Below are 12,939 nucleotides of genomic sequence, written 5' to 3'. Positions count from 1 at the left end.
TTAAACCTTAAATTAAAGCATTTACTTAAATACTGAAAAGGTATTTTTTGACTGACATAATGATTCAAATAATAAGGTAATAATATGTCATTAATAATGAATCTCAATGAACAACAGCGAAAAAGGTTGCACCAAATTACACTGGTTGCCACTTTTGGTGGATTACTTTTCGGGTATGACACTGGTGTTATCAACGGTGCATTTTCATCACTGAAAGAAAATATGGGGCTCACGCCAACGACTGAAGGCTTAGTGATGAGCGTTCTGTTAGTAGGCGCAGCGCTCGGTAGTGTTTGTGGTGGGCGTGTCGCTGACTATGTGGGGCGACGAACTTACCTACTTTACCTTTCCTTTTTATTCTTATTTGGGGCATTTTTATCCGCGGCTGCACCAAATATCGAAGTTTTATTAGTGGCAAGGTTTATTCTTGGTTTTGCTGTTGGTGGTGCGTCTGTTACAGCACCAACCTTTATTTCGGAAGTGGCCCCGACAGAAATGCGGGGAAAACTCACAGGGCTCAACGAAGTTGCTATTGTTATTGGTCAACTAGCAGCATTTGCGATTAATGCCATTATTGGCTCTATTTGGGGGCATTTACCCGACGTTTGGCGCTATATGTTGCTTGTTCAAGCTGTTCCTGCATTGTGCTTATTATTTGGTATGTGGAAAGCACCTGAAAGCCCACGTTGGTTAATGAGCAAAAATCGCCGTGAAGAAGCATTGAAAATTCTAAAGCAAATTCGCCCTGAAAAACGTGCAATACAAGAGTACGAAGACATCGTGACGCTGTTAGACGTTGAAGCGGCAGAAGCGAAGAAAAATCCAGATGCTAACAAGCGAAACTTAGCCCTTATTCTCAATACACCGTGGATTTTAAAGTTAGTTCTCATCGGTATGGTGTGGGCAGCATTGCAGCAAACCACGGGTGTGAACGTGATTATGTACTACGGGACCGAAATCCTAAAAACAGCAGGTTTTTCTGAGCAAACATCGTTAGTTTTCAACGTACTTAACGGAGTATTCTCTGTCGGTGGTATGGTTATCGGAGTACTTTTCTTAGTTGATCGTTTCAAACGTAAAACCCTGATTGTGGGGGGGTTTGCCTTGATGGCCTCATTGCACTTATTAATCGCTGCAACGGATTACTTCTTAACTGGAGATGTGAAAGCGACCTTAATTTGGTTGTTGGGTGCGCTGTTTGTCGGAGTAATGCAAGGGACTATGGGCTTCCTAACTTGGGTGGTATTGGCAGAGCTCTTCCCGCTGAAAATTCGTGGGCTATCCATGGGGATCTCTGTTTTCTTTATGTGGATCATGAACGCGGTTGTCAGTTATCTGTTCCCTGTATTGCAGGCAGAGCTAGGATTAGGCCCAGTATTCTTGATTTTCGCGGTGATAAACTATCTTGCTATTGTGTTTGTGGTGAAATTATTGCCTGAAACATCAAACAAATCTCTGGAACAGCTGGAAGAAGAATTGTCATCAATGTAATTACAGTGCATTCATCTAGTGAATGCACATAATGAATTTACAATAGGGTGGAATATGATTGAACAACTAACCACACAAAGCTTGCATTTAGGTTGCCAAGCAAGAAATAAAGCCGAAGTATTGCAAATGGTTGGCGCTGAATTTAAACGAAAAGGCTATGTCGATAGGGACTGCGTCCACTTTTTAACAGAGCGAGAGCAGCAAATTTCGACCTTTTTAGGCAATGGTATTACCTTACCACACCTACCCAAATCGGCGAATGACATTATTTTGCACAGTGGTGTAGAGATTTTCCAATTTCCTGATGGGGTAATTTGGGACCGAACAAATGTGATGTTCATCGCCATTGGTGTTATCGCAAAATCAAGGGAGCATATTGATGTGCTCAGAGAAATTGCGTTGATCTTTAGTGATGAATTTATTGCGAATGCGCTATCACTCACCTCAAGCAAAGAGGAATTTTTGAGTATCCTTCATCGTTAATGTTTTAGCACATAAATGCGCCCACCATGGTGATACTGACTTACATGGTGGGTGTAATATTCTGAGTTTACAGCATAATTTTAGGTTTTTTTATACCGCATGCGGCGGCATAGCGAGCGAGTGTTTCGATTGTTGCTTTTTCCGCATGCCTTTCGGTTCTCGATACGGCTGAAGGGGAGATGCCTAATCGTGCTGCAACTTGAGAACTCGTTAGCCCAGCAGAGCATCTTCTCAAGCAATTGATTTTTTACTCATCGTTTAGCATCTCCTCTAGTCGCTTTGCTGCTGAAGTTAAAATAGCTGATGGTAATTTAGCCGTACTTTTAGCAAAAATCTTTAAAATGTAGATTTTTTTCCATAGCGGTAAACGTAAATCGCCCGACTGATATCGCCTGCTTTTGCTCTAAGTTCAAAAAAACCATTTGTGATAGCTTTAGCATCAGATTCTCTCAGTAAGGTACCGAATTCAGATAGTTTGTTTATCTGGCGAACCATTTTCCCTTGTAATGAGGCTGGCAGAGCTTTTAATTCCTGCAATAATGCATCTTCATGAATTTTAATTTTAAACATTGTTACCCTCCATGAACATTACAGTAAAAGAGAAATAATGATACTCAAGAGTTAAATGAAGCTATAGATTCAATTAATCTATAAGTGTAATTTAAATTCATACAATACCAATCACATCCCCTTTTATTTCATTTTTCATTTCATTTAGTGTCTTTTTATTTGGCTTTCCCTCTCTGCTTATTTGGTTAAATAGAAACTATTAACTTTTAATTCTTTATAAATTAGCTAATTACAGAAAAATCTATGCCAGATCACATAATGAAATTAATGTTTCTAATTTTATTGAAAATGAAATAAATATTCCGTATAACAGTATTATCAAATCAAAAGTACTCAATAAAGCATTGGGACAGCCATTGCGCCATACAGAATGTGCGAGGGAGAGAACAAATGAAAGAAATCCGTATTGGTATGATTGGAACAGGCTACATTGGGCGCGCTCATGCGATTGCTTATGCACAAGCATCAACGGTCTTCCCTCTAAAAGGAACGTTAGTTCGCGAAATGATTGCGGAAGTCACACCAGAGCTTGCACAAACCCGTGCACAGGAAATGGGCTTTAATCGTTCAACGGATGATTGGCGCAAACTCGTAGCGGATCCAAATATTGATGTGGTGGATATTTGTTCCCCTAACTTTTTACACAAAGAGATGGCGATGGAAGCCATTAAACATGGCAAACATGTTTATTGCGAAAAGCCACTAGCCCTTAATTCCCACGATGCAAAAGAGATGGTTGCCGCAGCTGAAAAAGCAGGAGTAAAAACCTTGGTGGGGTTTAACTATATGAAGAACCCAACGGCGCAATTGGCAAAAGAGATCATCGAAAATGGTGAAATCGGGGAAGTGATCCATTTCTACGGCACCCATAACGAAGATTATATGGCGGATCCAACGGCGCCGATTCATTGGCACTGCTTTAAAGAAAAGGCGGGACTGGGTGCACTGGGGGATCTTAGCGCTCACATTATCAACATGGCGCAATATTTAGTGGGCGATATTGAAACGGTGTGTGGCGATATGGAAATTGTCATTAAAGAACGCCCTGAAAAGGCAGGTTCTTCAGTGATGGTTGCGGTAGAAAATGAAGACCAAGCACATGCAATGGTGCGTTTTGCAGGCGGTGCCATGGGGGTGATCGAGACTTCCCGCATCGCATCTGGCCGCAAAATGGGGCTGACCTATGTGGTGACGGGCACCAAAGGTACGTTGTCATTTACCCAAGAGCGAATGGCAGAATTAAAACTATATCGCCACGATGAGCCATCGAACCGTCAAGGGTTCAAAACAATTTTAGTTGGGCCTGAGCACCCAGACTATGCGCCATTTTGCGGAGGGGCAGGTCATGGAATCGGGTTTAACGATCAAAAAACAGTTGAAGTGCGCGATTTAATTGATGGTGTAGCGACAGGCAAAGCCCTGTGGCCAGACTTTGAAGAAGGTTGGAAAGTGTCGCGTATTTTAGATGCCATCGCGCGTTCTTATGAAGAGCAGCGCTGGGTCAAAGTAAAAGAAATCAATTAATTCTGTTGTAGTTAAGGGGTGATTAATGGATAAGCAGAAGAAGTTAGATGTTATCTGTATGGGCCGTATTGCCGTTGACCTGTACGGACAACAGATAGGTTCTCGTTTAGAAGACATGAGTACATTTGCCAAATATTTAGGTGGCTCATCAGGTAATGTTGCATTTGGTACAGCAATACAAGGTTTGAAATCATCGATGTTAGCCCGTGTGGGGGATGAACATATGGGGCGCTTTCTACGTGAGGAACTGCAACGCGTAGGGTGCGATACGAGCCATTTGATCACGGATAAAGACAGACTAACGGCATTAGTGATCTTAGGGATCAAAGACCAAGATACGTTTCCGCTGATTTTCTATCGTGATAATTGTGCGGATATGGCTATTACGCCAGATGATTTTACTGAGGAATATATCGCCTCTTCCCGTTGTTTAGCGATCACAGGTACGCATTTATCGAACCCAAAAACTCGCGCAGCAGTTTTGAAAGCGTTGGAATATGCGAAGCACAATAATGTGAAGACTGCGATTGATATCGATTATCGGCCAGTATTGTGGGGGTTAACCTCTTTGGGTGATGGCGAAACCCGCTTTATTGCCTCAGACAGTGTGACGCAGCAACTGCAAGATGTGTTATCGATGTTTGACCTAATTGTGGGAACTGAAGAAGAGTTTCACATTGCAGGGGGAACAACCGACACCATTCAAGCACTGAAAAATATCCGTAGACTAACGGATGCTGAATTAGTGTGTAAACGCGGTTCATTAGGTTGTTCGGTATTCAGTGGCGCTATCCCAGAGACTTTGGACGAAGGCATTACGGTTCACGGTGTTCGAGTTGACGTACTTAATGTGTTAGGTGCGGGAGATGCGTTTATGTCAGGCTTGCTGCGGGGCTACCTAAATGGTGATGGTTGGGAAAAAGCCTGTGCCTATGCGAATGCTTGTGGTGCGCTGGTGGTTTCACGCCACGGCTGTGCGCCAGCAATGCCAACAAAGGTTGAGTTGGATAACTATCTTCAGCGAGCTGCCGCAGTGCCACGCCCAGATCTTGATCCAATATTAAATCATCTACACCGAGTCACCACACGCAGCACACAGTGGAATGAACTTTGTGTGATGGCATTTGACCATCGTATTCAGTTTGTGGATATGGCGCGTGCTGCTGGAGCAGATATTTCCTGCATCCCTCATCTGAAAAAACTGATTTTCCGCGCCAGCCTTGAAGTGTCGCAAGAAGCGAATTTACAAGGTAAAGCTGGTTTACTGTGTGACAGTACCTTTGGGCAAGATGTACTCAATGATGTGACAGGTCGTGGCTGGTGGATTGGTCGCCCAATTGAATTACCAGCATCAAGGCCATTATGTTTAGAGCATGGCAATATTGGCTCACAACTGATTAGCTGGCCGAAAGAGCATATCGTGAAATGTTTGGTGTTCTTCCACCCAGAAGATAACCACCCTCTGCGTTTAGAACAAGAAAAAACGGTGCAAGAAGTGTATAGCGCATGTTGCCAATCTGGCCATGAATTATTGCTTGAAGTGATTTTACCTGCAGATATGGAACGTACTGACGAGCTGTATTTACGCGCCATCAAACGCTTCTATAACCTAGGTATTAAGCCTGATTGGTGGAAGCTGCCACCGCTGAAAGCGGAAAATTGGGATGCGGTGGATGCTTTAATTCAAGAGCGTGACCCGTATTGCCGCGGCGTGGTGTTATTAGGGTTAGATGCACCGCAAGATGAGTTACAAGCAGGTTTTAATGCCGCAGCAGGAAAACCAATTGTTAAAGGATTCGCAGTAGGTCGCACATTGTTTGGTAAACCCTCCTTAGAATGGATGAAAGGCGAGCTAAATGATGACGAGCTAGTGCAGAAAATTAAAACAAACTATTTAAACCTGATAGCCCTATGGCGTCAGCGTAAATAATATCCCTCTTACCTACACAGGAGCTTCATCATGGCAATCCAACTTGGTATCAACCCTTTAACATGGACCAATGATGATTTACCCACTCTGGGGGCGGAAACGTCACTGGAAACTTGTTTGACAGAAGGCCGTCAGGCAGGGTTTGCAGGCTTTGAATTGGGAAATAAATTTCCCCGTAAAGCCGACGTTTTAGGGCCAATTTTAAAACAACACGATTTACAATTAGTTTCAGGCTGGTATTCGGGTGAGCTATTAACCCGCAGTGTAGAAGAAGAAATTGAAGCCGTCCAAGGCCATTTAGCGCTACTACGCGACCTTGGTGCGAAAGTGATGGTATTCGCTGAGGTTACCCATTGTATTCATGGGGATCAAAATAAGCCTGTGCATATGCGCCCACTGTTCCCTGCGGACAAATGGGAAGAATACGGTAAGAAACTGACGGAATTTGCGAAATATACGTTATCCCAAGGCGTTAAAATTGCCTATCATCACCATATGGGTACCGTGATTGAATCAGCCGAAGATGTGGATAACCTAATGAAATATACGGGTGATGAAGTCGGTTTATTGCTTGATACGGGTCACTTAACGTTTGCAGGGGCAGACCCTGTTGAAGTGGCGAAACGTTGGGCTAAACGTATTAACCATGTACATTGTAAAGACGTTCGTGCTGACGTACTTAACGATGTGAAAAACCGTAAAACAAGCTTCTTAGATGCGGTACTGGCAGGGGTCTTTACAGTACCTGGCGATGGCTGTGTTAACTACCCAGAAGTTTTCAAAGTATTGAAAAATAGCCAATATGAAAATGGTTGGTTAGTGGTAGAAGCGGAGCAAGACCCAGCAATTGCACACCCACTGACATATGCAACACTTGGGTACAATAATTTATCTAAGTTGGCTAAAGAAGCCGGTTTAATCTAACTCAGCTTTATATTCAGTCCGTGGTGTTGGTGTCTGCACTCGACCACACAGTTCATATACTTGTGCCACAGACTGAACGACTTCACGTATGGGAGTTGAAAAGCTGAACGTTAAAAATTTCATTAAACAGGTTGCGAGTATTAGCAGGCAACTTGAAAAAGCTAGAGGAAAGTTATGTCAAAATTATTGTCGAAATACCATGCTCCAGATGCACATAAGCGTACTCAGCATATCACGCCGCAGATTGCCAACTGGGGATATGTACACTTTGATGTGTATGAACTGAAACAAGGTGAATCCATTTCCTTGCCTGCCTCTGAAAATGAAATGTGTTTAGTCTTAGTGGCAGGTAAGGCGACGATCAAAACGCCAAATCAAGCGTTTGAAAATATCGGCGACCGCATGGATCCATTTGAGCGTAAAAAACCCTATGCAGTGTATGTAACAGCGCAAGAATTTGCAGAAGTTAAAGCCGAAACAGCATTGGAGCTTGCTGTTTGTAGTGCGAAAGGCAAAGGGACTTATCCAACCCGTTTAATTGGGCCCGATGATATTGGTGCTGAGCAACGTGGCCATGGTTATAACAAACGTTATGTTCACAATATTTTACCAGACGATAAAGCGGCAGATAGTTTATTAGTCGTGGAAGTATTTACGGATGAAGGGTGTACCAGCTCGTACCCAAGCCATAAACATGATACCGATAATGAACCCAATGAAACTTATTTAGAAGAAACCTATTATCACCGATTGAACCCATCACAAGGTTTCTGTATGCAACGTGTTTACACTGACGACCGTGAGTTAGACGAGTGTATGGCGGTGTATAACAAAGATGTGGTTATGGTGCCAAAAGGATATCACCCAATGGCAACCATGGCAGGCTACGATAACTACTATTTAAATGTGATGGCAGGGCCAACACGTAAGTGGTTATTCACATGGGAAAAAGACCATAATTGGGTCAATAGTGATGTGTATGCCGCCAAGCACAAAGGGCAGTAAGTTGTTACCAGTAGTTGTGAATAAAGTGAAATAAAGTTGTATGCTCGTTATCCTTCGCGCTGCATGGGGGTTGGCTACTCTCAGATAGCCGCCTACATGCAACTCGAATGATTTAGAGTATAAGCACCAAATCTGTTATCTATTTTGCCGGTAAATTATTTACCGGCTTTTTTATCTGTGATTAATAAGCCGCTGTAAATTGTTGGCGAACAAATTGGGCATTATTGACTTCATCAAGGACAGCAACGGCAAAGTCTTCGACCGAAATTTTCGCAGGCACATTACCGTTCATCAACAATTCAGTACCACCCAAACGGAACGTTTCTGTACGTTCACCAGGTTCTAACATGGCTGCGGGGGACACATAAGTCCAGTCAAGGGTATCGATGGTTTGCAATTGGCTTTTAAACTCGCGCATGGCTTGTGCGCCAGGTTTAATTTCAGCTGGGAAATCAGGGGAGTCGATTAAATCCAAATTAGGCGCGATTTTTAAACTGCCTGCACCGCCTACCACAATAAAGCGTTTTACCGCGGCTTTTTGTACCGCCTGCAAAATGGCGTTGTTCCCTGTAACCGTGTCTTGGTACAAGTTCGGATTTTGCCAGCCACCGTTAAATGCACTGATCACCACATCTTGGCCTTTAAGGCGAGACGTTAGCCAAGCCACATCGGTAATATCCCCAGATTCTGTTATCAAATGAGCATGTTGCGGCAGGGTGTTGCTATGGCGAGAAATGGCAGTCACTTGGTGATGGCGTCGCAGCGCTTCTGCAACTAATGCTTTTCCCACAAAACCAGTCGCACCAATGATCGATATTTTCATACGGAACCCCTAGTGTGTGACACACTGTTGTTTGATTGATTTTGTAAATATCATCTCATTAAAGTATAGGGCAGATTTATCTTCTGCGGAATGTACTTAATGCATTTTCTTGATATCATTCGCCAGTTTTTATGGATGCAATACGTGTTTACAAAGGGCAACGACTTGCTCTGTTCTCGCTTCAATTGTGGGTGTTAACCCCACAGGGGAGAGCCCTAAGGAAATCTGCCTCAATGGTTCGGCGATGGCCATGGATAAGATTAAATCGCTGAACACCACAAAATCCGCTTGTTTGATAAGCTGCTTTTCTTTATGGCGAACTAACCACTGCGTCAACAGTTGGCGGCTGCGTTCGATACCACTTTTTTGGTATTTATCGAGCAAAATGTGTTTTTGTTTGAAATCGGTTTGCAATAAACGAAAGAGCCCAACGGCTTCATAAGACAATACTTTTTGTGCAATTGCATTGAGGTTTTGGGTAAGCAAGGCAAAAAAGTTATCGGTTGATTGTGCTTCTTGCTCAAACAGGGGAACAAAGCTGTCTGTCCAACTCAAAATCACCATCTCAATTAACGTTTCGCGGTTATCAACAAAGCGGTAGATAGTCTTTTTCGCCACACCTGCTCGTTTTGCCACCGTATCAATGGTGGTGGATAAGTAACCTTCCTCAAGGAGAGATTGCGCTGTGGCCTGAATAATTTTTTCTTTTAATTCAGCTTCAGGAACACTGGGTCTACCGCGTGTCGATTTGCTCGGTTCATCTTTTTGCATAAATGGCGCTCTATTTTTTGTGCTTGACTTAGGCGTATTTTAGCTCAAATATAATTAGGAAACAAATAAAGTTTCCCAATTGAGGTGAAAGATGAAAATGAATACCGCTTGGGCCGTCGAAAATGTAAATGACATACTGTTACCTGCACCATTACGGTTAGAGATGGGAATTGAAAGGGTTGAAAATGGGTTACTTACTGTTGCAGTTCGAACGGACTTACACGGTTGTAAAGGCCGAATGGTGGAGTGGTGGTTTACTTTTTTTGAAACAACGCAGCACATCCGCTGGTGGCATCCCCATGACCATGTTGCCCACCATGGATGGGATGACAAGTGGAAAAAAGGGGAAAGTTATATTGGTGCATCAATTCATGCGGTTGAATCATTAGGGGAGATCCCCCCTGTTGCCGCTAAATTGAAATTTCGCGAAGCCAGTGACTTTTTTGACTCAAATGCACTGAAACAAGCGATTGAAAACCAATCAATCTCGGGGGCAGTTTGTGCTTCAATTGGTTTTGGGAACAATGTATTGATGGATGCTCAAGGTTACCCAGTCGATGGCAAAATGATGCACATTACGCGAGATACCGAGTTTGGCTGCGTTTTGCTGAGCCGTTTTTTACTGGGCGCTTCATTAGCTGACCCTATCAATGAATTACCTGACAATATCGGGCTTGAATTAATGCGCCATTGTTATAACGAATTTACTTATTTATCGCGTTTCTTACCGTCATTATATTACGGAGAACACGCGAATAATGAGAAAGCCCCTCTGCCTTGGTAAATGCGGCCGCCGTGGAAAATTAACCTTTTTCCACGGTTTGCCCAGTTGAGCTTCCCTCACGGAACAATTTCAAAATAATACTCGTCACAATGGCAATTGCACCGCCCAATGCGGTTTCTAATACGCGGTCGAACAGTAATTCATAGGTTGGATGGCGCCAATACACCACTTGTTCAAGCACGGAGAGTATCAAACTCGTTACAACAAAAGTCATAAAGGTATACCCGTGATGGAAACTCATTGGCATTAAAAAAGCAAAAACGACCATCGCAATTAACCCGATATACGGCATGAGTGGAGTATTAAATAAAAAATAGAGTAGTAAAACAGAAATCAGGCTGCCTAAGACTCTCTGCAAGGTAATCTTAATAATGCTTTGTGATTTGGGGTGCAAAACAAACACAAAAGTCAGTAGTGTCCAATAAAAGTGCCCGAGGTCGATAAACCGTGGGATCGCAAGTGCAAGTAATAATCCCAGTGCATAGGTCATTGACCGTGGGATAATATTTTTACGCAAGGTAAATAAATTGCGTTCAACTAAGGCGCTGGTGACCACACTGTGGCGCGTCATTTTGTGGCTAAGAACATAATAGGTAATCAGTGTTACTGTACTGCCAATAATAAATCCCAGCGCTAAGCTTTTAGAAATATCGGGTAAAATCGTCCCAATAGTTGACATGATAATCATAAATTTCATGGTTAAATCCATGGCGGGATCGGTGCCGTACAATTGATAATAAATGAACGAAAAGACTGCCAGGTAAAGATAAAAAGCAGTACCAAGACGCAGGGTATCGCCAATAAAAATTGCCACTAAGATCATCAATAAACAAAACGCGGTATAAGTATAATTTTTATATTCTTTCGCAGCATTGAATAAATTAAAGGAATATAAGGTTGAGAAGGCCGCCCACATAGCCGCTTGCGCATCTAAAATTGCAAAAGCGGTTGCCGCACTGAAAAGTATGCAACTGGTAAAGGTTATCCCATCGTGAATAGCTGGAAATGTTCTCATAATACGACGCTCATAAACCGATATTTAACTTATTAATTATTAAGGTAATTAAATAATAAGCATCATGGGATTACAAGGGAGAATATGTATTTTATCAGATTGGATATAAATGATATTGCCAAAGCAAAGTCGAGGTAACTTCTGTTTTTATATAGCAAAAAAGGCATAATAGACAAAGAGCAGTCGTAACAATCATAAAGGTAAAAAAATGCAAATAATCAATCCTCATGATTTTGTTTGGGTCGGCAGTAATGAAGATGTCGAGATAGAATCACTCCCTGAATGGGTTGGCGCACAGTGGAATAGCAAATTGCCGCTGACGGTGTACCGTGATAAGGCAGAAGACGGTTATGTGACAGTCGCAATACGGGGTATTAAGCCGCATCAACGTGCTACGACACAAATCAAAAAATCAGCAATCACTCACATTATGAATGTGGAATCATTGGTGGCTGATTCCGTTGAATTACAACGGTCGATGTTTATTGCATTGCCACCTGTACAGGTTTTATGGCTAATTTCACAAACCAAATGGCCGTGGAAATGGGGCGTAGCGGGGAGCTGTGCCTATACGTTGGCAACGGATATTCAAAGCATGCTGTCCGATTGCGACCTCGATGTAGTACTGCGCTGCCCAACGCGCCATCAAAAAGAAGATTTTGCTGAATTTGCCATCAAAGCGAATACACCTTATTGCCCCATCGATATTCATGTGGAAACGCCGAAAGGGGGATTTTCATTAGCGGAGTGGTTTAAAAATGACCAGGTGACATTGCATACACCACAAGGTGATGTGATGACAGCAGATCCCTGGGATGAAACAGTTTAAATTGTGTTTGTCGTAAAAATGCACGCAACTCGTTTGTTTGTTAAACACATTGTTTAATAATTAATTTTGATGCTCGTGCAGGTGATTTTTTACCGAACAATAATCGGTTGAAAATAGCGCAGAGAAAAAAGACTCTGCGCTACTTTTTTAATGGTCGATATGGGGCTCTTGAATGCCAGCTTGTCGCCATTCTTGCATCGCAGGCAAGCTCAGCATACGGGCAACCCATTGTTGTGCCGCTGCATTAACTGGCAACTGGTAACTGTGGATACGAAATGCGACAGGGGCATAAAAAGCATCTACCGCTGTAAATTCATTTCCAGCCAGCCAAGGGCCGCTAAATTTTTCCAGCCCTTCTTGCCACAACTGTGAAACTCGATCGATGTCTGCTTGCAACTCACGAGATATTTCAGTTAATGGTGCATTGCGAGAAACATCCATTGGGCATTGTTGGCGTAAGGCAGTGAAACCTGAATGCATTTCAGCGCTGGCGCTACGAGCCCAAGCCCTAGCTGAACGGCCTGTTGGCCACACTTGGGGGTGATCTTCTGCCACATACTCGCAAATCGCTAAAGAGTCCCAAACGGTTTGTTTCCCATCCACTAAACAAGGGACTAACCCCGTCGGAGAAAAACGGCTAAATTTATCATGACTGCTTCTGCCGCTTTCAAAAAAACAGATATTTTCCTCAAAAGGAATTTGCAACGTTTTTAATAAAACCCAAGGACGTAATGACCAAGAAGAGTAATTTTTGTTAGCAATCCAAAGTGTGTACATAGGCGAACCTGCT

14 protein-coding genes are annotated in these 12,939 nt (G+C 42.9%); 8 read left to right on the top strand and 6 right to left on the bottom strand.

Annotated features, from left to right (window positions below; all coding sequences use genetic code 11):
• Positions 1-84 precede the first annotated feature (84 nt).
• The gene (locus PSF27_RS07185) at positions 85-1,491 is read left to right on the top strand and encodes a sugar porter family MFS transporter (RefSeq protein ID WP_272681187.1); all 1,407 of its coding nucleotides are present in this window, start codon (positions 85-87) and stop codon (positions 1,489-1,491) included.
• Between the two features lie 54 nt (positions 1,492-1,545).
• Positions 1,546-1,974 (top strand): PTS sugar transporter subunit IIA, encoded by a 429-nt coding sequence (locus tag PSF27_RS07180; protein ID WP_206082750.1) that lies wholly within the window; start codon positions 1,546-1,548, stop codon positions 1,972-1,974.
• Positions 1,975-2,041: 67 nt separating this feature from the next.
• Here PSF27_RS07180 and PSF27_RS07175 read toward each other — a convergent pair whose 3' ends face one another.
• Positions 2,042-2,209, bottom strand: a complete 168-nt coding sequence (locus PSF27_RS07175; protein ID WP_442958945.1) for a helix-turn-helix domain-containing protein — start codon at positions 2,207-2,209, stop codon at positions 2,042-2,044.
• Positions 2,210-2,310: 101 nt separating this feature from the next.
• Positions 2,311-2,544: a type II toxin-antitoxin system RelE/ParE family toxin gene (locus tag PSF27_RS07170; RefSeq protein ID WP_272681186.1), complete on the bottom strand. Its 234-nt coding sequence runs from the start codon at positions 2,542-2,544 to the stop codon at positions 2,311-2,313.
• 390 nt (positions 2,545-2,934) lie between these two features.
• Between PSF27_RS07170 and PSF27_RS07165 the strand changes: the two genes are divergently transcribed.
• From PSF27_RS07165 to iolB, 4 genes are all read left to right on the top strand, one after another.
• Positions 2,935-4,068: a Gfo/Idh/MocA family protein gene (locus tag PSF27_RS07165; protein WP_206082749.1), complete on the top strand. Its 1,134-nt coding sequence runs from the start codon at positions 2,935-2,937 to the stop codon at positions 4,066-4,068.
• Between the two features lie 25 nt (positions 4,069-4,093).
• Complete coding sequence (locus tag PSF27_RS07160) at positions 4,094-5,998, top strand: bifunctional 5-dehydro-2-deoxygluconokinase/5-dehydro-2-deoxyphosphogluconate aldolase (protein ID WP_272539096.1); 1,905 nt, start codon at positions 4,094-4,096, stop codon at positions 5,996-5,998.
• A 30-nt stretch (positions 5,999-6,028) separates the two neighbouring features.
• The gene (iolE, locus tag PSF27_RS07155) at positions 6,029-6,922 is read left to right on the top strand and encodes a myo-inosose-2 dehydratase (RefSeq protein ID WP_206082747.1); all 894 of its coding nucleotides are present in this window, start codon (positions 6,029-6,031) and stop codon (positions 6,920-6,922) included.
• A gap of 174 nt (positions 6,923-7,096) precedes the next feature.
• A complete protein-coding gene (gene iolB / locus PSF27_RS07150) occupies positions 7,097-7,927 on the top strand; it encodes a 5-deoxy-glucuronate isomerase (protein ID WP_272539098.1) in 831 nt (276 codons plus the stop codon).
• 181 nt (positions 7,928-8,108) lie between these two features.
• On the opposite strand, the gene PSF27_RS07145 is transcribed toward iolB, so the two are convergent.
• A complete protein-coding gene (locus PSF27_RS07145; RefSeq protein ID WP_206082745.1) occupies positions 8,109-8,750 on the bottom strand; it encodes an NAD(P)-dependent oxidoreductase in 642 nt (213 codons plus the stop codon).
• 129 nt (positions 8,751-8,879) lie between these two features.
• Positions 8,880-9,521, bottom strand: a complete 642-nt coding sequence (locus PSF27_RS07140) for a TetR/AcrR family transcriptional regulator (RefSeq protein WP_272681185.1) — start codon at positions 9,519-9,521, stop codon at positions 8,880-8,882.
• A gap of 91 nt (positions 9,522-9,612) precedes the next feature.
• On the opposite strand from PSF27_RS07140, the gene PSF27_RS07135 reads away from it, so the two are divergent.
• Complete coding sequence (locus PSF27_RS07135; RefSeq protein WP_272681184.1) at positions 9,613-10,305, top strand: DAPG hydrolase family protein; 693 nt, start codon at positions 9,613-9,615, stop codon at positions 10,303-10,305.
• 19 nt (positions 10,306-10,324) lie between these two features.
• Here the strand turns inward: PSF27_RS07135 and PSF27_RS07130 are convergent, their stop codons facing one another.
• A complete protein-coding gene (locus PSF27_RS07130; RefSeq protein WP_272681183.1) occupies positions 10,325-11,320 on the bottom strand; it encodes an FUSC family protein in 996 nt (331 codons plus the stop codon).
• A 208-nt stretch (positions 11,321-11,528) separates the two neighbouring features.
• Between PSF27_RS07130 and PSF27_RS07125 the strand changes: the two genes are divergently transcribed.
• Positions 11,529-12,149 carry a malonate decarboxylase holo-ACP synthase gene (locus tag PSF27_RS07125; protein WP_272681182.1) on the top strand — a complete coding sequence of 207 codons (621 nt, stop codon included), beginning with the start codon at positions 11,529-11,531 and terminating at the stop codon, positions 12,147-12,149.
• Positions 12,150-12,296: 147 nt separating this feature from the next.
• Here PSF27_RS07125 and PSF27_RS07120 read toward each other — a convergent pair whose 3' ends face one another.
• Complete coding sequence (locus tag PSF27_RS07120) at positions 12,297-12,926, bottom strand: glutathione S-transferase family protein (protein ID WP_272681181.1); 630 nt, start codon at positions 12,924-12,926, stop codon at positions 12,297-12,299.
• Positions 12,927-12,939: the final 13 nt, after the last annotated feature.

It is taken from the genome of Providencia sp. PROV129, from assembly GCF_028482245.1.
Lineage (GTDB): Bacteria > Pseudomonadota > Gammaproteobacteria > Enterobacterales > Enterobacteriaceae > Providencia > Providencia vermicola.
Note: the sequence above shows the minus strand (reverse complement) of the source record. Positions and strands in the feature narration are given on the sequence as shown.

Coding starts and splice junctions, on each gene's coding strand:
- PSF27_RS07185 (WP_272681187.1), top strand. CDS start 85: ATGTCATTAATAATGAATCTCAATGAACAACAGCGAAAAAGGTTGCAC.
- PSF27_RS07180 (WP_206082750.1), top strand. CDS start 1,546: ATGATTGAACAACTAACCACACAAAGCTTGCATTTAGGTTGCCAAGCA.
- PSF27_RS07170 (WP_272681186.1), bottom strand. CDS start 2,544: ATGTTTAAAATTAAAATTCATGAAGATGCATTATTGCAGGAATTAAAA.
- PSF27_RS07165 (WP_206082749.1), top strand. CDS start 2,935: ATGAAAGAAATCCGTATTGGTATGATTGGAACAGGCTACATTGGGCGC.
- PSF27_RS07160 (WP_272539096.1), top strand. CDS start 4,094: ATGGATAAGCAGAAGAAGTTAGATGTTATCTGTATGGGCCGTATTGCC.
- iolE (WP_206082747.1), top strand. CDS start 6,029: ATGGCAATCCAACTTGGTATCAACCCTTTAACATGGACCAATGATGAT.
- iolB (WP_272539098.1), top strand. CDS start 7,097: ATGTCAAAATTATTGTCGAAATACCATGCTCCAGATGCACATAAGCGT.
- PSF27_RS07145 (WP_206082745.1), bottom strand. CDS start 8,750: ATGAAAATATCGATCATTGGTGCGACTGGTTTTGTGGGAAAAGCATTA.
- PSF27_RS07140 (WP_272681185.1), bottom strand. CDS start 9,521: ATGCAAAAAGATGAACCGAGCAAATCGACACGCGGTAGACCCAGTGTT.
- PSF27_RS07135 (WP_272681184.1), top strand. CDS start 9,613: ATGAAAATGAATACCGCTTGGGCCGTCGAAAATGTAAATGACATACTG.
- PSF27_RS07130 (WP_272681183.1), bottom strand. CDS start 11,320: ATGAGAACATTTCCAGCTATTCACGATGGGATAACCTTTACCAGTTGC.
- PSF27_RS07125 (WP_272681182.1), top strand. CDS start 11,529: ATGCAAATAATCAATCCTCATGATTTTGTTTGGGTCGGCAGTAATGAA.
- PSF27_RS07120 (WP_272681181.1), bottom strand. CDS start 12,926: ATGTACACACTTTGGATTGCTAACAAAAATTACTCTTCTTGGTCATTA.